At 68.9% G+C, this 23,847-nt stretch carries 22 protein-coding genes; 14 read left to right on the forward strand and 8 right to left on the reverse strand.

Going from position 1 to position 23,847, the window contains the following annotated elements:
- The first annotated feature begins 42 nt into the window (after positions 1–42).
- A complete protein-coding gene (locus AB2U09_RS14060) occupies positions 43–426 on the forward strand; it encodes an SHOCT domain-containing protein (protein WP_459193356.1) in 384 nt (127 codons plus the stop codon).
- Between the two features lie 3 nt (positions 427–429).
- On the opposite strand, the gene AB2U09_RS14065 is transcribed toward AB2U09_RS14060, so the two are convergent.
- Complete coding sequence (locus AB2U09_RS14065) at positions 430–960, reverse strand: gamma carbonic anhydrase family protein (RefSeq protein ID WP_459193357.1); 531 nt, start codon at positions 958–960, stop codon at positions 430–432.
- Positions 961–1,101: 141 nt separating this feature from the next.
- Here AB2U09_RS14065 and AB2U09_RS14070 point away from each other — a divergent pair, with 141 nt between their 5' ends.
- Complete coding sequence (locus AB2U09_RS14070; protein ID WP_459193358.1) at positions 1,102–1,926, forward strand: MBL fold metallo-hydrolase; 825 nt, start codon at positions 1,102–1,104, stop codon at positions 1,924–1,926.
- Positions 1,927–2,592: 666 nt separating this feature from the next.
- Positions 2,593–3,795: a tryptophan--tRNA ligase gene (locus AB2U09_RS14075; RefSeq protein WP_459193359.1), complete on the forward strand. Its 1,203-nt coding sequence runs from the start codon at positions 2,593–2,595 to the stop codon at positions 3,793–3,795.
- A gap of 4 nt (positions 3,796–3,799) precedes the next feature.
- Here AB2U09_RS14075 and AB2U09_RS14080 read toward each other — a convergent pair whose 3' ends face one another.
- Both AB2U09_RS14080 and AB2U09_RS14085 read right to left on the reverse strand, forming a co-directional pair.
- The gene (locus tag AB2U09_RS14080; RefSeq protein ID WP_459193360.1) at positions 3,800–5,131 is read right to left on the reverse strand and encodes an outer membrane protein assembly factor BamB family protein; all 1,332 of its coding nucleotides are present in this window, start codon (positions 5,129–5,131) and stop codon (positions 3,800–3,802) included.
- A 73-nt stretch (positions 5,132–5,204) separates the two neighbouring features.
- Positions 5,205–6,344, reverse strand: coding sequence for a DUF4367 domain-containing protein (locus AB2U09_RS14085; RefSeq protein WP_459193361.1), 1,140 nt, complete (start codon positions 6,342–6,344; stop codon positions 5,205–5,207).
- Between the two features lie 283 nt (positions 6,345–6,627).
- Here AB2U09_RS14085 and AB2U09_RS14090 point away from each other — a divergent pair, with 283 nt between their 5' ends.
- From AB2U09_RS14090 to AB2U09_RS14105, 4 genes are all read left to right on the forward strand, one after another.
- Entirely contained in the window at positions 6,628–9,444 is a 2,817-nt protein-coding gene (locus tag AB2U09_RS14090; protein WP_459193362.1) for a YegP family protein, read from the forward strand.
- A gap of 85 nt (positions 9,445–9,529) precedes the next feature.
- Positions 9,530–9,886: a hypothetical protein gene (locus tag AB2U09_RS14095; protein WP_459193363.1), complete on the forward strand. Its 357-nt coding sequence runs from the start codon at positions 9,530–9,532 to the stop codon at positions 9,884–9,886.
- Between the two features lie 25 nt (positions 9,887–9,911).
- Complete coding sequence (locus tag AB2U09_RS14100; RefSeq protein ID WP_459193364.1) at positions 9,912–10,676, forward strand: ABC transporter ATP-binding protein; 765 nt, start codon at positions 9,912–9,914, stop codon at positions 10,674–10,676.
- On the forward strand, positions 10,677–11,915 hold the full coding sequence (locus AB2U09_RS14105) for an ABC transporter permease (protein WP_459193365.1): 1,239 nt from the start codon (positions 10,677–10,679) through the stop codon (positions 11,913–11,915).
- A gap of 24 nt (positions 11,916–11,939) precedes the next feature.
- Here the strand turns inward: AB2U09_RS14105 and AB2U09_RS14110 are convergent, their stop codons facing one another.
- The gene (locus tag AB2U09_RS14110; protein WP_459193366.1) at positions 11,940–12,629 is read right to left on the reverse strand and encodes a DUF8127 domain-containing protein; all 690 of its coding nucleotides are present in this window, start codon (positions 12,627–12,629) and stop codon (positions 11,940–11,942) included.
- 135 nt (positions 12,630–12,764) lie between these two features.
- Between AB2U09_RS14110 and AB2U09_RS14115 the strand changes: the two genes are divergently transcribed.
- A complete protein-coding gene (locus AB2U09_RS14115) occupies positions 12,765–13,313 on the forward strand; it encodes a 16S rRNA 3'-interacting factor aDim2p (protein ID WP_459193367.1) in 549 nt (182 codons plus the stop codon).
- A gap of 470 nt (positions 13,314–13,783) precedes the next feature.
- Complete coding sequence (locus AB2U09_RS14120) at positions 13,784–14,845, forward strand: zinc-dependent alcohol dehydrogenase family protein (RefSeq protein ID WP_459193368.1); 1,062 nt, start codon at positions 13,784–13,786, stop codon at positions 14,843–14,845.
- Between the two features lie 157 nt (positions 14,846–15,002).
- On the opposite strand, the gene AB2U09_RS14125 is transcribed toward AB2U09_RS14120, so the two are convergent.
- Positions 15,003–15,809, reverse strand: a complete 807-nt coding sequence (locus AB2U09_RS14125; RefSeq protein WP_459193369.1) for a hypothetical protein — start codon at positions 15,807–15,809, stop codon at positions 15,003–15,005.
- A gap of 383 nt (positions 15,810–16,192) precedes the next feature.
- On the opposite strand from AB2U09_RS14125, the gene AB2U09_RS14130 reads away from it, so the two are divergent.
- Complete coding sequence (locus AB2U09_RS14130; protein WP_459193370.1) at positions 16,193–17,362, forward strand: zinc-dependent alcohol dehydrogenase; 1,170 nt, start codon at positions 16,193–16,195, stop codon at positions 17,360–17,362.
- A gap of 33 nt (positions 17,363–17,395) precedes the next feature.
- Here the strand turns inward: AB2U09_RS14130 and AB2U09_RS14135 are convergent, their stop codons facing one another.
- Complete coding sequence (locus AB2U09_RS14135) at positions 17,396–18,700, reverse strand: amidohydrolase (RefSeq protein WP_459193371.1); 1,305 nt, start codon at positions 18,698–18,700, stop codon at positions 17,396–17,398.
- Between the two features lie 155 nt (positions 18,701–18,855).
- Between AB2U09_RS14135 and AB2U09_RS14140 the strand changes: the two genes are divergently transcribed.
- Positions 18,856–19,899 carry a radical SAM protein gene (locus AB2U09_RS14140; RefSeq protein ID WP_459193372.1) on the forward strand — a complete coding sequence of 348 codons (1,044 nt, stop codon included), beginning with the start codon at positions 18,856–18,858 and terminating at the stop codon, positions 19,897–19,899.
- Positions 19,900–20,165: 266 nt separating this feature from the next.
- Positions 20,166–20,588 (forward strand): DUF1648 domain-containing protein, encoded by a 423-nt coding sequence (locus AB2U09_RS14145; RefSeq protein ID WP_459193373.1) that lies wholly within the window; start codon positions 20,166–20,168, stop codon positions 20,586–20,588.
- A 178-nt stretch (positions 20,589–20,766) separates the two neighbouring features.
- On the opposite strand, the gene AB2U09_RS14150 is transcribed toward AB2U09_RS14145, so the two are convergent.
- On the reverse strand, positions 20,767–21,051 hold the full coding sequence (locus AB2U09_RS14150; protein WP_459193374.1) for a HalOD1 output domain-containing protein: 285 nt from the start codon (positions 21,049–21,051) through the stop codon (positions 20,767–20,769).
- A 128-nt stretch (positions 21,052–21,179) separates the two neighbouring features.
- Here AB2U09_RS14150 and AB2U09_RS14155 point away from each other — a divergent pair, with 128 nt between their 5' ends.
- Positions 21,180–21,374 (forward strand): hypothetical protein, encoded by a 195-nt coding sequence (locus AB2U09_RS14155; RefSeq protein ID WP_459193375.1) that lies wholly within the window; start codon positions 21,180–21,182, stop codon positions 21,372–21,374.
- 207 nt (positions 21,375–21,581) lie between these two features.
- On the opposite strand, the gene larE is transcribed toward AB2U09_RS14155, so the two are convergent.
- The gene (gene larE, locus AB2U09_RS14160; RefSeq protein ID WP_459193376.1) at positions 21,582–22,496 is read right to left on the reverse strand and encodes an ATP-dependent sacrificial sulfur transferase LarE; all 915 of its coding nucleotides are present in this window, start codon (positions 22,494–22,496) and stop codon (positions 21,582–21,584) included.
- A gap of 272 nt (positions 22,497–22,768) precedes the next feature.
- Between larE and AB2U09_RS14165 the strand changes: the two genes are divergently transcribed.
- The gene (locus AB2U09_RS14165) at positions 22,769–23,749 is read left to right on the forward strand and encodes a DUF7972 family membrane protein (protein WP_459193377.1); all 981 of its coding nucleotides are present in this window, start codon (positions 22,769–22,771) and stop codon (positions 23,747–23,749) included.
- Positions 23,750–23,847: the final 98 nt, after the last annotated feature.

Below are 23,847 nucleotides of genomic sequence, written 5' to 3' on the forward strand. Positions count from 1 at the left end.
CTGACAACAATCGTTTTCAGGTCGTCGTGGGAACTGTCACGTATGGACCATCGGTTGGTGGGTGGCATCACCGCAGTCGTGGCGATCCTCACGCTCCCGGTCGGACTGCTCGCCGGACTGTTCGTGGGGTTCGAGGTCGCGGCCGTGGTGTTCATCGTCGGGTGGTTCCTCCTCACGCCGCTGATCCCCATCGTCGCCAACGAGGTCTGGCCCGCGATCCGCGGCCGGGGAAGCAGTTCAGAAGGGGAAGCTGCCGACGCTGACGCCGACGATCCGCTGGGAGAACTGAAGGCGCGATACGCCCGCGGCGAGATCGGAGACGCCGAGTTCGAGCGGCGGATGGAGCGGCTGGTCGAGATCGAAGACGTGGAAGTTAGCGGGAGCGTGGAGCGCGCGAATCGGGAGCCGTCGGTCGAACGGGAGTAATCCTCACTCTCCGCCCTCCGGGCCGGCGAACAGGTCTTCGTGACGGTCGGCGAGGTTGGCGTAGTCGCCGGAGTTGAACGCCTCGAAGACGGCCTCGGGGTCGATGGCCGTCTCCGAGAGCGGGGTGACCGAAGCGGGCATCCCGCGGACGAACGACTCTGGCGGGACCTCGTAGCCCGGCGGGACGACGGTGCCCATCGCGACGATGCTGCCCGAGCCGATCGCGGCGTCGCTGACGGTGGAGTTGAAGCCGACGAGGGCGCCGTCGGCGACGGTGGCGTCGTTGAGGACGGCGCCGTGGCCGACCATCACCTTCTCGCCGATCTCCGAGACGTGGACGGTGGCGTTGTCGCCGACGGCCGATTGCCGGCCGACGCGGACCGGTCCGACGTCGCCGCGGAGGACCGCCCCCGGCCAGACGTTGGCGTTGGCCTCGATCGTCACGTCGCCCACTACCGTCGCCTCGCGACTGACGTGGGCGTACCCGTGGACGTCCGGCTCGGTCCCCTCGAACGCGTACTCGCGACTGTCCATACCGTGTGCCAAGAGTTCGCACGCCTAAACTCTTGACCCGCCGTCGGTCGGGCATTCGGCGCGCTTGCCGGCTCGCTCGACCGGGTGCTGCGACAGCGTCGATCGCACCCTTTAGGCCCGTCCCTCGCTTTGGCTCGGGCGATGGAAGTCACCCTCCTCGGCACCGGCGACACAACGGGGACGCCGACCCCCGGTTGCGACTGCGACACTTGCGAGCGGGCCGTCGAGCGCGGCGTCGAGCGCTCGCGGTTCTCGGTCCACGTCCGCAACGAGCGCACCGGCGAGTCGCTGCTCGTCGACGCCAGTCCCGACTTCCGCCAGCAGTTCCTCGGCCGCGACGTCCCCCTGCCCGACGCCGCCGTGATCACGCACATCCACTTCGACCACCTCGACGGCCTCGGCCACGCCTACCGCCTGCTCGATCACCTCCCGGTCTACGCCGCCGACGAGACCGACCCCCAGACCGACGAGAGCGTCGCCGAAACCGTCCGCCGCCGCTACGACTACCTCGAACAGGTCGAAGTCCTCGCTCGTACGCCGTTCGAACCCATCGAGACCTGTGGGTTCGAGGTGACGCTCGTCCCCGTCGACCACCCGCCACTGGTCTGCTACGGCCTCGCTATCGAGGACCCCGACACCGGCGCGAAGCTCTCCATCTCCGGCGACTCGACGTACGGCATCGGCGAGGCCTCCCGCGCCGTCCTCGACGATCCCGACCTGTTGCTCGCCGACGGCATCGTGCCCGCCGACTACTGCGAACACCACCCCGCCGGTGGTACCCACTTCGACGACGACGGCGTCCCGCGGACCTTCGGCACGAAGCACATGACCGTCGAGGGCGCGCGAGCGCTGGGCGAGGACCTGGACGCAGACGAAACGAGGGTGGTCCACGTCTCGCACTTCCTCGACGCCGACGAGGCCTTCGACGACCCGCTCGCAGTGGATGGCGAGTGTTTCGAGTTGTGAGAACATTCGAGCTATGAGAATCGGTCGAGGAGAGAGCGCACGACCGCAGGTGCGAACGGGACCGCAAACTGCGTGAAAGCCCCGGCGCGTTCGACCGCCCGGGTCTCGCTGCGCGCTTCCCTCGCTGCGCTCGGTCCAGTGCTTGTGTCGTCCGAGCCGGGTCGAACGCGCCGCCCCTTTCAGTCCCACCCACACAGACTGATCGGCCAAGCGACGCGGGTGGGACTGAAAGGGGCCGGTTTCTCGACGAACCCGGGCGACGGTGAGCCGAACGGAGTGAGGCGAACGCCGAGAGAGCTTGCTCTCTCGGAATAAGCACCACAGCGAGCGGAGCGAGCGAGGAGCGCAGCGAGTCCCGGGAGTCGAGAAACCGGGGGCTTTCACGCTGTTCGCGGACACCGTCGAGTCGTTGTCTGTGGTCGATATGATTCCCGTCACCTCGATTCCGCTTCGACATCGTAGCTCCGAAACCGATTTGTAGGCGAGCGGAATACTCTCAGACGAGCATGGAGTCCGCTCTCGCGTGGCGCTGGCGCACGCCCCCTTCGAGAGCGGACAGTGTCGCGGCTGCGGACGTCCGGGCCTAACTCGGCCGCTCGGGGCGCGGCGCTCACTCGTTCTCCCGACCGCTTCGCCCGCCAGCCACCGCAGCCTACACAGCAACCCATGCACGACGACACAGCGACCGACGCACAGCCAGCGAACCAGACAACCGACTCCGACGATTCGGACGACTTCACCGTCACGCCATACGACGTGGAGGGGACGGTCGACTACGACCGCCTGCTGGAGCAGTTCGGCGCCGACCGGCTCACCGACGAGCAGGTCCGCCGGTTCCCCGACCATCCAATGGTCCGCCGCCGGGTCTTCTACGCCGGCCGCGACGTCGACCGCTATCTCGACGCCGCCGAGGCCGGCGAGACTCACTCCATCGTCACCGGGATCGGTCCCTCGGGACCGATGCACCTCGGCCACGTCCTCGTCTTCTACCTCGCCAAGCGTCTGCAGGAGGAGACGGGCGCCTACGTCTACGTCCCGCTCTCCGACGACGAGAAGTTCTACGCGAAGGACCTCTCGTTCGAGGAGATCGAGGCCGCCACCCGGTCGAATCTCCGGGACCTGCTCGCCGTCGGCTTCGACCCCGAACGCACCCGGATCGTCGTCGACCGACTCGACGCCGACGTCCTCTACCCGCAGGCCGCCCGCGTCGCCGCGGACATCACCCAGTCCACCGTCGACGCGACCTACGGCGACCCCGAGAACGTCGGCCTCTCGTTTTACCCCGCGATGCAGGCGACGCACCTGCTCCTGCCGCAGCTGGTCCACGGGCGCCACCCGACGCTGGTCCCCATCGCCGTCGACCAGGACCCCCACGTCCGGGTCTGCCGGGACGTGGCCGCCAAGGAGCGCTTCGACGTGGACAAGCCCGGCGCCCTGCTCGGGAAGTTCCTGCCCGCGCTCGACGGGCCCGGGAAGATGTCTTCCTCGTCGGACGCGCCCGCCATCGAGTTGACCGACGACCGCGAGACCGTCCGCGAGAAGATCATGCAGTACGCCCACTCCGGCGGGCGGGTGGACATCGACGAGCACCGCGAGCACGGCGGCGATCCGTCGGTCGACGTGGCCTACCAGTACCTCCACACGTTCTTCGAGCCCGACGACCGGCGCGTCGAGGAACTGGCCGCCCAGTACCGCTCCGGCGAGCTACTGACGGGCGAGCTGAAGGAGATCGCGGCCGAGCGGATCGGCGAGTTCCTCGCCGAGCATCGGGAGCGGCGGGAAGCGCTGGGTGACCTGGAGACGGAACTCGACCCGTACCGGCTCACCGACGAAGAGCGCGAGCGGCTGCGACCGACGGTGTTCGAGTGAGCGGTCACGCGGCGAGCGCGTGGACGGTCCCCGTGAGCGTGTAGCAGTAGGCGACGCCGCCCGCGACGGCCGGGACTCCGGGAGCGCCCGGCGCCAGCGCGTCCGCCCTGCTCTCGTCCGGGAGGCGGACGTACCAGTCGATCGAGCCGTCGTCCGCGTCGAGCGCCGCCAGCCCCTCGCCGGCGCTGAGGTAGACGCGGTCGTCGGTGACGGTGCACGCTCGGAAGATGACGTATCCCGGCCCCCCGTCGTCGACGTCGCGGTCGAACTCCACGGTGTCTCGCTTCCACGCGATCGTCCGCTCGCGCGCGTCGAGCGCGAGAACGGTCCCGCGACTCACGGCGTAGAGCGTACCGCCGGCGACCGCGAGTGCGGCCAGTTCCCCGTCGAACCGGTCGTCCGTCCACCGCCGGGTGCCGTCGGCGGCGTCCCACTTCCCGATCCCGCCGCGAGGCGACGGCGCGTAGACGGCCCCGTCCGCGACGACCGGCGGACAGACGCTATCGCCGGCGTCGACGGCCCAGATCGGATCGCCGCTTGCCCCCTTCAACTGGACGAGCTGGTTCCCGAGGAGGGCGAACACGCCGTCGCCGTCGACCGCTACGGAGGTGAGTCGCGAGCCCGCGCCCATCCCGTCGGTCTGCCACTCGACCCCACCGGTTTCGAGGTCGAGTGCGGTGACGGTCCTCGGTTCTGTCCCGCCAGCGACGTAGACGGTGCCGCCGTCGACCGTGGGCGCGGTCTCGGGCAGTCCGACGGCGGGGCCGGAGCGCTGCCGGCTCGACGCCCGCCACAGCCGTTCCCCCGTCTCGGCGTCGAACGCCGCCACCCCGCGCCACGAGCGGCCGCCGTCGGATCGCGACCCCACGACGACGGTACCGTCCGAAACCGCCGGCGAGGTGAGTTCCCCCGGCCCGGGGTCGGCACACCAGACGAGCGTCCCGTCCGTCCGGTCGAGCGCGTACAGCCGCCATCCGGAGACGTAGCAGTAGTCCCCCACGACGACGGGCGCGACGAGTTTCCCGACCCCAGAGTGGCTGGGCTCGGCGCCCACGTCGGTCCACCAGTACTCGGCGCCGTCCCCCGAATCCGAACTCCCCGAAGCGTGGCCGGACAGCCGCACGTCGGCGCGCGGGTGCGGGAACGACCCTTCGACGGGCGGATCCTCGGTCCGCACCTCGAGCGGGGCGTCCACCGTTCGCTCGCGCCCGCCGACAGAACAGTCTCCTGGGTCGCCGTTCTCCCGCATCACACCCCGCATCGCGGCGTATCCGCCGACGCCGGCGGCGCCGGCGCCGAGGGCGGCGAGTACCGCACGCCTGTTCGGTGGTGACACGTGCGCCGAAACTGTCGGGGAGAGAATAAGTCTTCGGCACTCGCCGTGTCCAGACTCCGCGACGGCGGGACAGTTAACCCGCCATCCGCCCGGCGAGCGCGACCAGTTCGTCCCGCGGCAGGTCACCGACGACCGTCCTCGTCACCGCGCCGTCCTCCCAGACGACCGCCGACCGGTCGTCGCGCTCGACGTAGGTGGCGTCGACTCCGTTCACCTCGACTGGTTCGCCGTCGCTCGCGTTCACCTCGTAGGGGGGGTCGTCGCCGGTCGCGACGACGGTCACGTTCGCCTCGCCGGTGTACTGCTGGGCGACGACCGTCTGTCCGTTCCGGGTGACGACGGTCGCCTCCTCGAAGTCGTACCCCTCGGCGTCGAGCCGCTGGAGCGCGATACTGGTGGCGTCCTGTGCGGCCGCGAAACTCCCGTAGCGCTCCTGCGAGACGGTGTTCACGGAGGAAGCGTTCGGCGGCTGGAACGTGCTCTCGTGGGCGCTGACGTTGAACTTGACGCCCGCGAAGTCGACAGTCGTTCGGTTCTCGCCGTCGCTCGCACGGACTCTGTGGACGCGGTAGTCGTCGGTGTCGACCCACAGCGTCGCGTTCCCGCGGTGGGACCGGTTCGTCGGTTCGAGGCCGACGACGTACGTCTCCGCCCCGTCGAGCGTCGCCGTCCGGCGCACCTCGGCACTCACGTTTCCGTCGAGGAACCGGTCGACGGAGCCGTTCGCCAGTTTCTCAGGCTCGTCATCGCCCGTCCAGACCTGGGACCCGTTCCACGTGTGGTTCCCGTCCCACGATCCGTCGCCGGCTGCGTCAGATCGGTTCCACGCGCTCTCGTTGTCGGGGAGTTCGCGGACGCGGACCGTGTCGTTCGCGGGGTCGTAGACCCACGCGACCGTCCCGTTCGTCCCGAAGACGCGTTCGCTGCCGTCGCGCGTGACCGAGACGCGGCTGCTGTCGGGCTGCTGGACGACGAACGAGAGGTTCAGCGAGCGCTCGACGGTCGCGTTCTCGGCCGTGACGGTCGCGTCGCCGGCCACCGATTCCGCGCTGTCGTAGCGCTGTTCCGCCCGGTCGAGAACCTCCTCGGCGTCGGGCGCGGTGTCGCCGGTCGGGAGCGCCCCGGCGGCGACAACCGCGAGGAGGGCGACGGCGACCGCGCCGACCGCCAGCGGCGCGACGCGTGAGCCGAGTGACCCCCGTTCGTCTGTCATGCGTGCGAGTTCGGGCCGGAGCGGCTTAACCACACGGCCGGACCAGTTGCCCGTCGTCGATACCCCGACATCGCGGGGGTAGGCGGCCGAGATCGGTCGCTCCCGCACGTGAAGCGGGCCGGCAAACTTCGCGCGCTCACCACTGTACCGGCAAGATTCGAGGGTAGTCACGAGTATTGCAAGCCTTGATAGGTTAGGTGCGTGATAGATACCAGTTACAATCGGCGCCAGAACCCGATGAACCGTCTGAAGACTTATTAGTACCACCTCTGTGCGGTGGGCCATGTCGACAGAAACGAACAGTCGGGGGGCGCCCTACGACGGGCAGCTGTTCGAACTGTACACGAAGTACGTACGGGAACCGGATTCGAAGATCGACGTCTACGGGTACACCCTGCTGGTGATGGGATACCTGCTGGCGATCGGGGGGATGGGCGTCTACCTGCTCGGACCGAGCGGGTCGGGGGCGTCAACCGACACCGTGTACCTGGTGCGGAAGATCGCGGTGCTGCTGGCCGCACCGGGGCTGTTGCTCTCGCTGCTGGGGATCGTCTCGCTGTTGCCGGTGACGAACTGGAGCCTCTACGCGGCCGTCACCGGAACGGTCGTCGGGCTCGCGGCGGTCGCGATGTTCGGGGTGCATTACCCACAGAACTGGCACTTCGGGACGCCGAGCTACAGCGAGGAGATCATCGCGACCTACACGGCGGGGGTCGCCGTCGTGGCCGGCGTGGTGATCATGATCCCGGTCCTCACCGGCGAGCGGAGTTACTTCTCGGAGACGACGATCGGTCCGGAGTACGAACACCCGGACATCACGCTCGGGAAGACCGACCGCGGCGGGCTGTTCGCGGTGTTCAAGCAGGGCACGGAGTGGAGCTGGCGGTTCATCGACCAGAGCGCCGTCGCGGGGAGCACGAGCTCGTTCCTCTCGCGACTCGAAGCCGAAGACCGCGTCGACGCGGTCAAAGAGCAGGTCGCCGACGCGAGCCTGCTGGAGATCAAACACGCCGCCTTCCGGCTGTACGAGAGCGGCGACGGGAACTGGCAGTGGCACCTCCTGCGCGGCGACGGGGGCGCCGTCGCCGAGGGCGGACACGACTTCGAGTCGCGGGACACCGCTGAGTCGGCCATCAACGTCATCAAGGACCACGGCCCGGACGCCGAGGTCTTCGTCCGCGACGAGGCGGCCTTCGACCTCCAGCAGCGCGGGTCGGCGTTTAGCTGGCGACTCGTCGACGACGACCGGGGGCCGCTCGCCGAGAGCGTCGATACGTGGGCCGACAGCGCGGGGGCGCAGGCCGACGTCGAGTCGTTCCGCGAGCGGGTCGGCGAGGCGACCGAACTCGTCGTCGACTCCTACGGCGTCGAACTGCGGTCGGTCGACGACGGCTGGCGCTGGCACCTCCGCGACGAGGGCCACCGCCACCTCGCGTCGAGCACGGCCGCCTACGAGTCGAAGGGCGTCGCCGAGGAGGCCGTCTACGACCTCCTCGAAACGGTCGGGGGCGCGACAACCGTCGTCGCCGGCGAACCGACCTACGACGTCTACCGGACCGGCAGTGACTGGGCGTGGCGGCTCGTCGACGAGACCGGATCGGCGGTGGCCCGCGGCGTCAAATCCGTCGGCGACGCGGAGACGGCCGCCGCCGGCGCCCGGGAACTGAAGTCCCACGCCGGAGCGGCCGACGTCGTCGAGATCGAGGACCTGGAGTTCGAGACGTACCGGCGCGACGGGTCGTGGCACTGGCGGCTCGTCGACTCGAACCGCGCGGTCCACGCGCGGAGCACGGACGACTACGAGTCCGAAGACGAGGCCGCCGCGGTCGTCGAGCGCGTCCGCAGCGAGGCGCCCGAGGCGGACCTCATCGAGTTCGACACGGCCGCCTTCCAGGTGTACGAGGCCGAGGGCGGCGCGTGGCGCTGGCGGCTCATCGACGAGGACGGAACGGTCCTGGCCGACTCCGGCCAGGGCGAGTACGAGTCGAAGGACGACGCGATGAGCGCGATGATGACCCTGCAGGAGAACGCGCCCGACGCCGAACACCTGGAGATCGAGAACGCGGCCTTCGAGCTGTTCCAGGACGACGGCGGCTGGGGCTGGCGGCTCGTCACCGACATCGGCGACACCATCGCCGACAGCGCGACGCGCTACGACTCCGAGGAGGCCGCCCGGCAGGCGATGGACAGCCTCGTCGGCTCGGTCAGCGAGGTCGACGAGCGCCGGATGCGCGACGGCATCTTCCAGGTCTACGCCGACGGCGACGACTGGTGGTGGCGGTTCGTCCGTCCCGACGGGGGGATCGTCGCCGAGTCGCCGGCGCCGTTCGGCACGCGCCACGAGGCCGAGGCGGCCGTCGAGTCGCTGACCGACGACGCGACCGGCGCGGAGGTGGCGACCCTCGGCGACCTCGCCGTCCGCCTCGACCCCGACGACTGGCGCTGGGAACTCGTCGACGCCGACCGCGAAGCCGTGGCGACCGGCCGCGTGTCCTACGACGACCGGGAGTCGGTCTCGGCGGCGGTCTCGGACCTGCAGGCGTCCGCCGCGGACGCGACCGTCTACGAGATCCGCGACACCGTCTTCGACTGCTACCACGCCGAGGAGGGCTGGACGTGGCAGCTTCTCGACGCCGACCACGAACCGATCGCCCGCGCGGCGACGACGTACGACGACCGCGAGGCCGTCGAGTCCGCGATCGGCCGCGTGAGCACGCTCGCCGAGGACGCCGAGCTCCTCGATTACGACGACGTTGCCTTCGAACTGCAGGAAGAGGAGGAGGGCTGGACGTGGCGGCTCGTCGACGAGGAACAGCGGGTCGTCGGCGCCGCGGCCGGCTACCACGAGACCCGGGAGGCCGCCGAGCGGGACATCGAGGACGCCCGCGACGCGTTCGGGGACGCGAGCGTCCTCGAGATCGATTCGGCCGCCTTCGAGTTCCACCGGACCGACGAGGGGTGGACGTGGCGGCTCGTCGACGACCACGGCGAGGAACTCGCCGAGAGCATCGAGACCTTCCCGAGCCGCGTCGAGGCACAGGAAGACCTCTCGACCATCAAGGCGCTCGGGCCGGACGCCTGGGTGTCCACGGCCGAGTAGCGAAGGACGCCATCTGCATCGGGTCGAAGGCGCCGTCTCGGCGAACGTGGCAACTGATTTTCCAACGGGTATCGAACCCCCTTCCATGAACGACGCACGCGGAGTTGCAGCCAGCGCCGCCTTCACCGCCGCGGCAGGTATCGCGCTGTGGCCGCCGCGGGCGGTCTACTGGACCGCCGTGGCCGAGCGGATCGGCGACGTACCGACGTTAGCAGTCGTGATCGCTGCGGCGATCGCTCTCGGCGGCGCGTTCGCGATCGTATCCGACGTTCGACCCCGCGAGTTCGCCGCCGGCGCGGCGCTCGCGTACGTCCTCGGGATGGCTGCCATCGCGGTCGTGATCGCACCCGAGAGCCCCGTCCATCTGGGCCTCTACGGTGGGATCGCTCTCTGTCTCGTCGCCGGCGCGGTCGCCGCGACCCTCCGTTCGACCGACGATTGATTTGAGCGGGGCACCTGGATCAGGTGTGACCGACACCACCGAGACGGCCGACGCCGGGAACGACGCGCCACCGGGCGCCGCGGCCGCGTCCCCCGACGCCGAGCCGGTGGTCGAACTCGTGGACGTGACGCGAGCGTACGAGGCCGGCGCCACCGTCGAGGCCCTATCGGGCGTCTCGCTCTCGCTGGCCGAGGGTTCCTACACCGCGGTCATGGGACCGAGCGGCTCGGGCAAGAGCACGCTGCTCAACCTCGTCGGCGGGCTGGACACCCCGACATCGGGGACGGTCCGGCTCGACGGGCGGGACCTCGCCGCGCTGTCGGACGACGAGCGGGCGCAGGTGCGTGGCCGGACGGTCGGATTCGTCTTCCAGACGTTCAACCTGATGCCGCGGCTCACCGCCGTCGAGAACGTGGCGCTCCCGCTGGTCTTCCAGGGATGGAGCCGCACGGACCGACGCGAGCGCGCCGAGGAACTGCTCGCCGACGTGGGGCTGGGCGACCGGCTGGACCACCGGCCGACCGAACTCTCCGGCGGCCAGCGCCAGCGGGTCGCCATCGCCCGCGCGCTGGCGGCCGACCCCGCCCTCCTGCTGGCCGACGAGCCGACGGGCAACGTGGACACGGAGACCGGCGAGCGGATCATGGACCTCTTCGCGGAGTTGCACGAGGCGGGGAACACGATCCTCCTCGTCACGCACGAACGCCACATCGCCGAGCACGCCGATCGGATCGTCCACGTCCGCGACGGCGAGATAGAGGGTATCGAGACCGTCGCGGAGTCCGAATAGATGGACCTCGTCGAGACGCTCCGGATCAGCGTCCGGTCGCTGCGCGCCCACCGGCTCCGGGCGGCGCTGACCGTCGTCGGCATCGTCATCGGCATCGCCGCGGTCGTCACCTTCGCCACCTTCGGCGCGAGCCTGAAGGCCGACGTGGTCTCCGAGGTCGAAGGGTCTGGCGCCAACGAGGTGTATCTCCTCGCCAGCGAGGGCGACGAGGGCGGCTTCGGCGGCGCGGGACAGCCGGTGTTCACCGAGTACGACCTCGAACAGCTGCGCGCCGTCGAGGGCGTCCAGCGGGTGGTCCCCCGCGGGATCGTGCCGGTGAACGCCATCGGCGACGGGAACCAGACCGTCGCCCGACGGCAGGTGACCGCGACGAACGCCTCGGCGTTCGCGACGGCGACGTTCGAGTCGGGCCGGGCGTTCCGCAGCGGCGCGGACGAAGCGGTGGTCAACCGGCAGGCCGCCGCGCTGTTCGACGACCCGCTCTCGCCCGGCGACCGGCTGACCGTCTCGCTCGCCTCCGGCGGCCGCGAGAACGTCACCGTCGTCGGCGTCGTCAACGGCACCGGCGGCCAGCTCCCCTTCAGTTCGTTCAGCGAACAGCCCCGCGTGTTCCTGCCGGCCGACCCGTTCTACCAGTCGGTCGTCGAGAGCCCCAACGCGGTGGCCAGCCAGCGCGTCTACCCGCAGGTGACCGTCGTCACCGATCCGTCCCAGACCTCGGCGACGAAAGAGCGCGTCCGCGAGTACTTCCAGGGCGGCGACTCCGACGCCGCGCAGTTGGTCCCCGACGGGTACGAGGTGACCGCGCGGACCAACGCCGACCTGGTCGACAGCATCGAGCGCATCGTCACGCGACTCACCCGCTTCGTCACCGGCATCGCCGTCATCGCGCTGATCGTCGGCGCCGTCGGCATCGCCAACATCATGCTCGTCAGCGTCACCGAGCGGACCCGCGAGATCGGGATCATGAAGGCCGTCGGCGCGCGCCGCCGCGACGTGATGGGCCTGTTTCTCGCCGAGGCGGTCCTGCTTGGCGCGCTCGGCGCGATTATCGGCGTGCCTCTCGGGATCGCCGGCGGATGGGCGGCGACACGGTACGCGGAGATTCCCCTGACCCTCGCGCCCGGATGGTTCGCCGCCGCGGTCGCCGTCGGCGTCCTCACCGGCGTCGTCGCCGGCCTCTACCCCGCGTGGCGGGCCGCTCGCGTCGACCCGATCGACGCGCTCCGGTACGAGTGAGGGGCGGCGATCGGCATCGCTGTCCTATCCCGTCCCGACGACACGCAACCGCTGGCCGCGGAGGACGAGCCACGCGCCGGCGATGCCCGCGATCCACTGGAGGAAGATCACGACGTTGCGCCGCTCTTCGTCGGTGGTGCTGTAGCTCGTCGCCGTGACGACGTAGTAGTCCCCGTCGTGGGCCACGAGTTCGTCGGCGCCGTCCAGCGGGTCGCTCGTCCGGTACTGGCCGGTCTCCAGCGCTCGACGGACGCCGGTCGACGCCTCGTCGCTCGACACCGCGACGTAGTCGAGCGCTTGCGACCGGGCGACCGGTTCGAGCCCGTACTCGTAGGTGTCGTTCCCCCAGTCCGCGCTGGTCGGTTCGAAAAAGCCCTCGTCCCAGACGTAGACGTACCAGTAGTCAGTGCTGAGGATCCGCTGGGGGAGCCCGTCGTACATGACTCCGCCGTTCGCGTGAACCGCTCGTTCGAGCGTACACGACCGAGTCGGGAGGGAGTCGTCCAGACACGCGACCCTCGGGTCAGCCGCGTCCGCGCCGTCGGCCGCGTCGTACGTCCCGTTGTCGTAGAAGGTGATCTCCTTCGGCTCGTAGGTGTAACTGTCCGGGTCACCGAGGTCGAGGGCCCCGACGACCAACGGGTTCAACAGGAGGGCGAACCCGACGACGACGTAGAGCGCTCCCTGCTGTCTCGCCGTGAGCGACTGGGTCACAGCGGATCGTTTCGGCGGTCCAACAAGACGATGCTGGTCTGCCACGCTGTCCCAGCGACGGCGCCGCGTGGGTCCCTGTCACGGAGTGGCCCGGTCAACAAAGCCTTAAAACGGCGGAGACACGTACGGTCAGGCATGCAACACGTGAAGATTCCGCAGGACCGGATCGGCGCTCTCATCGGCGAGGGGGGTGAGACGCTGCGGACCATCGAGGACCGCGCGGAGGTCCGGCTCGACGTCGACAGCGAGACGGGGCAGGTCAAGGTCGAGCAGACCGGCGACCCCATCACCGCGCTCAAAGGCCCCGACATCGTCAAGGCCATCGGCCGCGGGTTCGCCCCGGACGAGGCCATGCGACTCCTCGACGACGAGATGATGATGTTCGACATCATCGACATCGACGCCGCCGCGCGCAACCAGAACGACCTCCAGCGACACAAGGGCCGACTCATCGGCGAGGGCGGTCGCACCCGCGAACTCATGGAGGAACTCAGCGGCGCCTCGGTCGTCATCTACGGCTCCACGCTGGGCATCATCGGCGGCCCCGAACAGGTCGACGTGGTCCGCGAAGCCGCGGAGATGATCATCGAGGGCGCCCCCCACGGCACCGTCTACTCGTTCCTCGAAGAGAGGCACAACGAGATGAAACAGAAGGGCCTGGACTACCACAAGTTCACCGGCTAGGAGTCTTCGGTTCTTTTCCTGCCTCTCTCGGTTTCGGTGCTACTTCGGTAGCGGCTGGGCTCGCGAGCACTACCGCAAACAGCGTGAAAGCCCCCGTCCGCTCCGGTCGAGGAGCTTGCTGTGCGCTTCGCTCGTTTCACTCGCTGTAGTGCTTGCGGCGCTCGTCTTCCCGGAGCGGACGGCCCCTTTCAGTCCCACCCGCGTAGCTTGGCCGATCAGTCTGTGCGGGTGGGACTGAAAGGGGCGACGCGTTAAACGAAGGCGGACGAAGTAAGCACTGGACCGAGCGAAGCGAGGGAAGCGCGCAGCGAGGCCCCCGAGTTTAACGCGTCGGGGCTTTCACGCTGTTCGCGGTCCAGTTCGTCCCCGCGACCGCGGCTAGTCCCAAGACCAACTCACCCGAAACACCACCCATACACCAGCCAACTCCGAGGCGAGGGTATATCACGGGCGCTACCGATACCCGAGGTATGCGCGCAGCAGTCTTCACGGACTACGGGGAGCCGCTGGACGTGCGGGAGGTCGAGGACCCGGAGCCCGAGCCCCACGGTGCGGTCGTCGAGGTGGAAGCCTGCGGGGTCTGCCGCAGCGACTGGCACGCCTGGCAGGGCGACTGGGAGTGGCGCGGCCTCGACCCGGTCCCGGGACACGTCCTCGGGCACGAACCCGCCGGCCACGTCGTCGCCGTCGGCGAGGAAGTCGAGAGCGTCTCGGAGGGCGACCACGTCGCCGTCCCGTTCAACCTCGGCGACGGGTCCTGTCACCTCTGCCAGACCGGTCACTCGAACATCTGCGAGAACCGTCAGGCGCTGGGGCTCCAGCCCGAAGCGCCCGGCGCGTTCGCCGAGCAGGTGCCGGTCCCCCACGCCGACCACAACCTCGTCGGACTCCCCGAGGGCGTCTCCTCGGTCGACATGGCGGGGCTGGGCTGTCGGTTCATGACCGCCTTCCACGGGCTGGCCCACCGTGCCGACGTGGGCGCGGGCGACTGGTTCGTCGTCCACGGGTGCGGCGGCGTCGGCCTCTCGGCGGTCCAGATCGCCGACGCGCTCGGCGCCAACGTCGTCGGCGTCGACCTGATGGACGAGAAACTCGAGTTCGCCGAGGAGCAGGGCGCCGTCGCGACCGTCAACGCCAGCGAGGTCGAGGACCCCGCCGCGGAGGTGCGGGCGATCACCGACGGCGGCGCGCACGTCTCGATGGACGCGCTGGGCATCGAGACGACCTGCCGCAACGCCATCGAGAGCCTCGGCAAGACCGGCCAGCACGTCCAGGTCGGGCTCACGACGAAGGAAGCGGGCGGGACGCTCCCGCTGCCGACCGACGAGATGATCACTTCAGAGATCGACTTCTACGGCGCGCTGGGGATGCCCCCCGAGCGCTACGACGAGATCTTCCGGATGGTCGCGACCGGGAAGCTCGACCCCGCCGCGATCATCACCGACCGCATCGCGCTGGACGACGTCTCCGCGGTCCTCGACGACATGACCGACTTCGAGACGGTCGGCATCCCCGTCATCGACGAGTTCTGATGGCATCGGTGCCGTCTCGCCGGCGACGCGGCCGGTAAGCCCGGCCACGTTCGATTGCGATGTCACTGACTCGGCCCGTAGCAATCGTCAAAAACGGCTCGTCCGAGACCGCTCTACCGGAAGAAGGTGTGCCGGTCCGAGCCGCGTGACGGTGTGACTACCGCTTTTTTGCCTTGCCGGCGCCGTTTCCGTTACCGTTCCCGTTGTTGCCCCCTTCGTCGTCGCTGTCGGCGTCGTCGGTGTCAGCGTCGTTGTCGTTCTTATCGGGACCGCCCGCATGGCCCGGCGGGCCCTGCGTGCCGTTCTCGTCGTCGCTCGTCTCGTTGCCGTCGTCGCCGTCGGCGTGGTCCGGCGGGCCGCGCGTCTCGTTACCCGGTCCGGCGTCCTCCGGCGGGCCACGCGTCTCGTTGCCGCTCTCGTTTCCGGCGTGGTCCGGCGGACCGCGCGTCTTGTTCCCCGGGCCGGCGTGGGCCGGCGGGCCGCTGCCGTTGCCGGGGTTGTTGGCGGTGACCCAGGTCGCGATCGAGAGGCCCCGCGGCCCCTCGGTCTCGTTCATCCCGGAGATGAAGCTCGTGACTTGCGTCCCGAACGGCGTCGCCGTCTCGTTGCCGGTCTCGTTCCCGCCGGCGGTCAGCTCCGCCTCGGTGGACGCTGTGAGGTTGTCGAACGACGCCGTGACCGACACGGTCACCGTCTCGTTCGGCGCCGAGAGGGCGACCGTCCCGTTCGGACCGGTCGTGTAGTGCCCCGCGTCCGCGTACGTGACGTCCTCGGTCAGCGTCGTCACGTTCACCGACGCGTTCTCGACTGCCGTGCCGTTGCCGCCTGTGACGGTCACCGTGACGTCGTCACTCTGCGTTACGCCGACGTCCAGCGAGTCGATCGGCGTCGCACCCATCGCTGGTGCCGCCACGGAGACGACCATCAGTGCCGCCAGTACCATCGCCCGTGTGTGTTGACCCATACACCACATCTTCACAGCTGGATCCCACTTAATTGCCGGCTACTATTCGGTCCATTTGCACCGAATTAAGCCGGATTTTCCGTCCGTAAACTATCTACCCCGATATTATCTCCCGTGAGAACAGCCACTCCGTACGGCGACACGGCAGTCCTGTGGGCCGTGAGTCGGTGAACGGAGGGTGCCGTCGCTCTCGGTCCACTCGGTGCAGGGCTGACCCTCGCTTGCGAAGGCGGACCGGAGCCGTTCAGATGCCTCTTGCAGGCGCAGGGGCCACTTTTAGCCGGTTCGTGGGAGTACCGCGATAACAGACCCCACACGATGACCGACGCTCGAGTGGCCGATTCTCACGGACCGAGTCGAACCGACAGCGCCGGGGGCGAGCGATGAGAGCGCTCACGTGGCACGGGGAGCAGGACGTCCGCGTCGAGGACGTCCCCCGACCGAAGCTCGTCAACCCGAACGACGCGATAATCGAGATCACCGCGACCGCCATCTGCGGTTCGGATCTGCACCCCTACAACGACAACATCCCCGGGATGCAGGAAGGCGACATTCTGGGCCACGAGCCGATGGGCGAAGTGGTCGAGGTCGGCGAGGACGTCGAGACGCTCGAAGCCGGCGACCGGGTGGTCGTCCCGTTCACGATCAGCTGCGGGGAGTGCTGGTTCTGCCAGCGCGAGCTGTACTCGCTCTGCGACAACTCCAACCCCAACGCCGAGATGGCCCGGAAGGTGATGGGCCAGTCGCCCGCCGGGCTGTACGGGTACTCGCACCTCCTCGGCGGGTACGCGGGCGGACAAGCCGAGTACCTGCGGGTGCCCTACGCCGACGTCGGCCCGATCAAGATCGAATCTGACCTCTCTGACGAGCAGGTGCTGTTCCTCTCGGACATCTTCCCGACGGGGTACATGGCCGCGGAGAACGCCGACATCGAGGACGGCGACACCGTCGCCGTCTGGGGCTGCGGCCCGGTCGGCCAGTTCACGATCCAGAGCGCGAAGATGCTCGGCGCCGAGGAGGTGATCGCCATCGACCGCGTCCCCGAGCGACTGGAGATGGCGCGCGAACACGGCGACGCCGAGACCATCCACTTCGAGGAAGAGGACGTCTACGACACGCTGATGGCGATGACCGGGGACCGGGGGCCGGACGCCTGCATCGACGCCGTCGGGACGGAAGCCCACGGCACCGGCCTCGCGGGCGTGACAGACCGCGCGAAACAGGGGGTGGGGCTGGAGAGCGACCGCCCGCACGTCCTCCGCGAGGCGATCACCTGCTGCCGGAAGGGCGGGACGCTGTCGGTCCCCGGCGTCTACACCGGCGATGTCGACGGCATCCCGTTCGGATCGCTGATGAACAAGGCGCTGACCGTCAAGTCCGGCCAGACGCACGTCCAGCGCTACCTCGACCCCCTGCTGGGGAAGATCGAGGACGGCGAGATCGACCCCTCGTTCGTCGTCACTCACCAGGAGCCCCTGGAGAAAGGCCCGGAGATGTACCGGACGTTCAACGACAAGGACGACGGCTGCGTCAAGGTCGTGCTGACGCCCTGAGCGGGGCCCGAGCAGAATCCCCCGCGTTCGTCTTTAGTCGTCGCTCTCGACCCGGTCGATCAGCGCCTCGGCGTGCTGGGCCGCGCGCTTTCGCACCGCTGCCTCGTCGAGCGTCAGGACCTCGCGGTCGCGCATGAGCACCTCGCCGTCACAGACGGTGTGGCGCACGTCGCTGCCGCGGACGGCGTAGGCGAGGTGGCTGACGAGGTCGTGGGCGGGCGTGAGGTGCGACGCTTTCAGGTCGATCACGGCCAGATCGGCGTTCGAACCGGCCTCGATCCGGCCGCTGTCGAAGCCCAGCAGGTCCGCGCTCCCCCGCGTGACCATCTCGACGACCGCCTCGGCGGGGACGGCGCTGGCGTCCGCGGCCGCGAGCTTGCCGATCATGGCCGCGTCGCGCACCTCGTCGAAGGCGTCGAGGTCGTTGTTCGACGCGGCGCCGTCGGTGCCGATACCGACCGTGACGCCGGCGTCGCGCATGCGCTGGACCGGCGCCATCCCGCTCGCGAGTTTCATGTTCGAGGCCGGGCAGTGGGCGACGCCCGTCTCGGTCTCGGCGAGCAGTTCGATCTCTGTCTCGTCGACGTGGACCCCGTGGGCGACGTAGGTGTCCTCCCCGAGGAGGCCGAGGTCGTCGGCGTATTCCAGCGGGCGCACGCCGTGTTCCTCGACGATCGGGCCGACCTCGTTCTCGGTCTCGTTGGCGTGGAAGTGGATCGCCAGGTCGGCGTCGCGGGCCTTCCGGACGAACTCCCGAAGGTACTCCTCGCCGACGGTAGTCAGCGAGTGCGGCTGGAACGTCGTCGTGATCCGGCCGTCGGCCGCGCCGTCGAGTTCCTTTGCCACGTCGAGGCTCTGCTGGAGGTCCGCGCGCGCGTCCTCGTCGTCCTTGCCGACGGTGACGGCCGTGTGGCCGAGGACGGCGCGGACGCCCGCCCGGTCGACCGCGTCGGCGATCCGGTCGACGTGGAAGTACATGTCCGAGAGCGCCGTGGTCCCGGACTTGATCATCTCGACCAGGCCGAGTTCGGCGCCGACTTCGATGTCGTCGCCGGTGAGTTCGGCCTCGACCGGCCAGACGTCCTCCTGCAGCCACGCGTCGAGTTCCTTGTCGTCGGCGTAGCCCCGCAGGAGCGTCATCGCGACGTGGGTGTGGGCGTTGACCAGCCCCGGGACGACGAGCCCGCCGCTCGCGTCGAGTTCCGAATCGCCGGAGACCGTTCCGGGGTCGGCCACTTCGACGACGTCGCCGGCCTCCCGGTCGACGAGCACGTCCGCCCGCTCGACGGAGAGATCGGGTCGCAGTACCTGACCGCCTGTCACGAGGAGGTCGCTCATGCCCCGTGGTTAGCCCGGCGGGTGCCTGAATCTACTCCTTCGCAGCGGGGCGCGGCGGGCCGCGACCCCGCACTGAGAGCGGCACGGGTGTCATCGGCTCGCATTCCCGATCCGGAGCGCACGACTTTTCCCGCTCGGACGGATAGCAGGTATCGATGATATCCGAGGGCTGCGAGCAGTGCGCCAAAGGCGGCAAGATGGTACTCTTTGTCTACGGCTACTGCGACCAGCGCGACTGCTTCTACTGCCCCCTCGGCGAGAACCGGAAGAACGTCAATCAGGTCTACGCCAACGAGCGGCCGGTCGAGTCCGACGAGGACGTCCTCGAAGAGGCCGAGCGCATGGACGCGCTGGGCGCCTCGATCACCGGCGGCGAACCGCAGGAGGCGATGGGCCGCACGACGCGCTATCTCTCCCTGCTGAAAGACGAGTACGGCGAAGACTTCCACACACACCTCTACACCGGCATCACGGGCGGGCGCGAGAACATGCGGCGCCTGAGCGAGGCCGGTCTCGACGAGATCCGTTTCCACCCGCCCTACGAGCAGTGGGGCGACCTGCACGGCACCGAGTGGGAGGACATCCTGTACATTGCTCGCGAAGAAGGCCTCACGCCCGCCTTCGAGATCCCCGGCATCCGCCCGGAACAGGAGTTCATCGACTTCCTCGATGAGGGCGCCGCCGACTTCTGTAACATCAACGAGTTCGAGATGTCCGACGGGAACTACCGTCGGATGCAGGAGGAAGGGTTCGAACTCCGTGACGAGCACATGAGCGCCGTCGACAGCCCGCGCGAGGAGATCCTCGACCAGATGGGCGACCACGAGAAGGTGTACTTCTGCACGAGCGTCTTCAAGGACGCCGCCCAGCACCGCCGGCGCCTCAAGCGGATGGCCCGCACGCTCCGGCGGCCGTTCGACGAGATCACCGACGACGGCACCCTCGTCTACGGGAAGGCGTGGGCCGAGCCCGAGCGCCTCGACGCGCTGGGCGTCCCCGAGGAATACTACACGGTCAAGTCCGAGCACGTCGAGATCGCGTGGTGGCTCCTCGAAGAGATGGTCGAGGAGGGCGACCTCGAAGAGGGCGAAATCGTCGAGCAGTACCCGACCTACGACGGGACCGTCGTCGAGCGGACGCCGCTGTCGAGCGGGAGTAGCGGTGCGAGCGACGGCGGGCAGTCTGCGGCCGGCGACTGACTCTGTCCGGCGCCGCAGGCGCCGGTTCATCGCATCGAGCGGAGCGAGATGCGCCTTTTTCACCCATGGTTTTGCCGTCGGGGTTCCCGCAGCGCTCGAAGAGCGCGAGGAAACCCCGTCGGGAAAAAGATGGGCGTAGACACCGCTGTCGAGCGGGAGTAGCAGTACGAGCGACGGCGGGCAGTCTGCGGCCGGCGACTGACTCTGTCCGGCGCCGCAGGCGCTGGCTGCGTACTTACTTGAGGGAGCGACGCACATCGATAGGCATGCCGCTGGGATTCACCCGCGCGGACTGGCTGTCGATAGCGGTCGCCGTCGCGACGCTGGGCGCCGGGCTGGTGCTCTGGGGGCGACTGCCCGCGGAGATGGCGATCCACTTCTCCGCGTCGGGAACGCCCGACAACTTCGTGCCGAAGGCGATCGCAGTCGCCGCGCTCCCGGCGCTGATGATCGCGCTGCCGCTCGTTCTCGACGGAGCCGCGCGCCTCGATCCACCGGAGGACCCACAGGTTATAGAGGTGGTGAAAGTCGCCACCGCTGGGCTGCTGGCGGCCGTACAGGGGCTGGTGCTGGCCTGGAACCTCGGACACGACGTCCCTTTCGACCTCTTCATGGCGGGCGTGGCGGTCTGGGCGGTCGCCCTCGTCGGCTACTCGGTGGCGCGCGAGCGCGGCTACGGCCCGGCTTAAAAGCCGGGTCGTTAGAGGGCACAGCAGGCCCGACACTGACGGCGCTGCACTGCCAGTTCGTCTCGAGGGACTCCGCCGACGGCGGTTCGCGGCGGCAGTGTCGAGAGACCACGCTGTCGCTCGGAAAAGTTCGGCAGGTCGCGAGCAAGTCGCCGCTTCCGTGTTGCCGTCGCCGGTGCTACTCCTCGCCGGGGTCGCGAACGGTCACCGTCCGGCCGTCGACGGTGACGCGCATCCCTTCGTATTCGAATTCGACGGACGCGCCGTCGCCGTGGCTGACGAGGCGGTCCAGCGCGTCGGGGTCGATCGCGTTCTTGAGCGGTTCGATCTCGTGACTGGGGGTGTTCTTCAGCGCGGCGATCGTGCGGATGAGACCGATGCTGGGGGATTCGTCCGGGCGTATCTGGCGAGTGTACGGTTCGTCTGGGGGCGTTGGCGGGGTGTCGCTGTCCTTTGCTGTCACGGTGTCGTATCCTCCGGGTGGGTTCGACGTGACCAGTCTCCGGCACTGTTCATAAATCTGACTAAATATGTACATGGCCGAGCGCCGGACCAAAGAGGTTATCTTAAGATAATTAGGAAGAAGGTTTAATGCCGAAGAAGAAGGTCGCCGTGCGAGGCCGCGACGGGACGTCGACGATGGACATCTCGATCCCTGCTGGAATCGCTCGGGAGCACGATATCGAGATCGGCGACGAGTTCGCTATCGACGCCGCGACCGACGAGAACGGGCAACTCGTGTTACAGTACACCCGTCTGGGATCGCCGGACGGAACCGCGGACTAACGGGCGCGCGAACTCGTCCCTTTGGCCCTGGGGAGGGTCGGAGCCCGACCGATGCGTGCGGTCGACCAGTCGGTCGTCCGCGATGTGCCCCGCGACCAGCGACGCATCTCGTCGGTCAGCAGCCGACGGTGTCAAAACAGCGAACGAAAACGACCGTCGATAGAACGAGTTCGAGCAGTGCCGCGCCGCTACGCCGAGAATTCAGCCTCAGATCTCGTCGGCGGTCGGGTAATCGGCCGCGAACACGTCCTCGACGAGGGGTTCGTCGTCCTCGGCGTCGGCCGGTTCGGACTCCGCAGCCGCGTCCGTCTCGTCCTCGGGGCTGACGCTGCCGGTGCGGTAGCCGTCCAGATCGAGGGTGACGTGGTCGAAGCCGAGGTCGCCGATGTACTGTCGGGCGGTGCGGACGAACTCGGGGTCGAGCGCGGCTTCGAGTTCCTCCTCGCCGACCTCGATGCGGGCGATGCCGTCGTGGTCGCGCACGCGGAACTGCTCGAAACCCCACGTCCGCAGGACGGTCTCGGCCTGTTCGATGCGCGAGAGGCGCTCCTCGGTGACCTCTAGCCCCGTGGGGATGCGCGAGGAGAGACACGCCATCGACGGCTTGTCCGCGACCGAGAGGCCGTACTCGTCGGCGATCTCCCGGACTTCCGACTTGACGATGCCGTGCTCCAGCAGCGGGGAGTAGGCGTCGAGTTCGTCGACGGCGCGCAGGCCGGGGCGGTGACCCTCGCTGGGGTCCGAGGCGTTGGTGCCGTCGCAGACGACGTCGATGTCCAGCTCCTTGGCGCGGTCGAACATCGCACCGAGGCGCATGGTGCGACAGTGATAACAGCGGTCCTCGTCGTTCTCGACGAACGCCTGGCTGTCGAGTTCGGAGAACTCGGCGATCTCGTGGCGGATACCGATCTCGTCGGCCACGCGGCGGGCGTCTTCGAGTTCCGCGTCGGGGAGCGTCTCGCTTTTCGCCGTGCAGGCGACGGCGTCGTCGCCGAGCGCCTCGTGGGCGATCGCGGCGACGGCGCTGGAGTCCACCCCGCCGGAGAAGGCGACGAGAACGCCGTCGCGGTCGGCCAGGTCGGCGCGCGCGGCGTCGAGTTTGTCGGCGACCGAAGTGCTCATCGACGGCGATTCGGCGCGAGTCGGCAAAAGCCCGTTGTTCGACTGCTCACGGCGGGGCGAACCCGTTCGGGAAACGACCGGATACGCCGTCGTCCGGTTCCCCGGCAGGTGCCTGCCACGAGTCTTTCCCGCCGGACGCTAACCCGTCGGTATGATCGACCGTTCTCGCGGCCGAATCCGGGCGCGGCGGACCCGCAGCGGCGAGCGCGCCCGTTGCCCCGGTGTCGCAGCGTCGGTGGCGAGAGAGACGGAACACAGGAACCGACCGACCGATGGCCGATAGCGCGAGCGCGACCGACGCGTCGGACGGCGCGAGCCGAGTACGGCACTGGGTGTTTCTGGACGGGAACCGCCTGCTGATCACCGGCCTGGTGAGCGTCGGCATCTTCGCGCTGACGCGGGCGCTCGTCGCGGTGGATCTGCTCGCGATCGGGCCCAAAAGCAGCGTCCCAACGACGTTCGGCAGCGGGGTCACCGCCGGCGTGTTCACGCTCATCACGCTCATACTGACGGTCAACCAACTCATCTCCTCGCAGGTGTTCGGCGGTCCCGCCTCGTTGCAGAGCCGCTACGAGAAAGGCGAGGAGTTACGCGACTCCGTCGCGGACCTCGCCGGTCGAACCACCGTGCCCGTCGAGAGCGCCGATTTCGCCGCCGCGATCGGTTCCGCGCTCGACGACCGGGCGGAATCGCTCCGAGAGTCCGCCCGGAACCGGACGGACGTGAGCGACGACGACCTCGCCTCGCTCGCTCGCGGCGTGTCCACCTTCGCCGACGGTATCAGCGGCGTGTCCGCGGACATGGAACCGATCGACGTCGTCTCGGCGACCGCCGGGTCGGACTACGCGCGACTCCGCAGCGAGGTCCGCGCCGTCGCGACGGCGAACGAACTGCCGAACCAGGTCGACGACGACCTCGATGCGATCGTCGAGCTGATCGGACACCTCTCGGTGTTCCGTCAGTTGTACAAGACGTTCGCGCTCCATCAGGAGCTCGCGAAGCTCTCCCGACAGATCATGTACGTCAGCGTCCCCTGCCTGCTGGTCGCCCTGTACGTTCCCATGCTCTATCGCTCGAACGCCGTGACCGTCCCCCGGTCGCTGCTCCCGTGGCTCCTCAGCGGCGCAGTCGCGGTCGTGCTCGTACCGCTCGTCCTGCTGGTGGTGCGACTGCTGCGGGTGTCGACGGTGATGCGTTACACGGTGTCGGTCGCGCCGTTCGCGCCCCCGGACGACTGGCCGTGGAACGAGTGAGGGGCAGCGAGCGGACGGATCGATGCGCGCTGATCGACGGACGGGCGCGGATCGACACGCCGGCGACGCGGCGGGGGATTTTTCTCCACCGGTGCGAA

The sequence above is a fragment of the Halosimplex yunnanense genome, assembly GCF_054504345.1.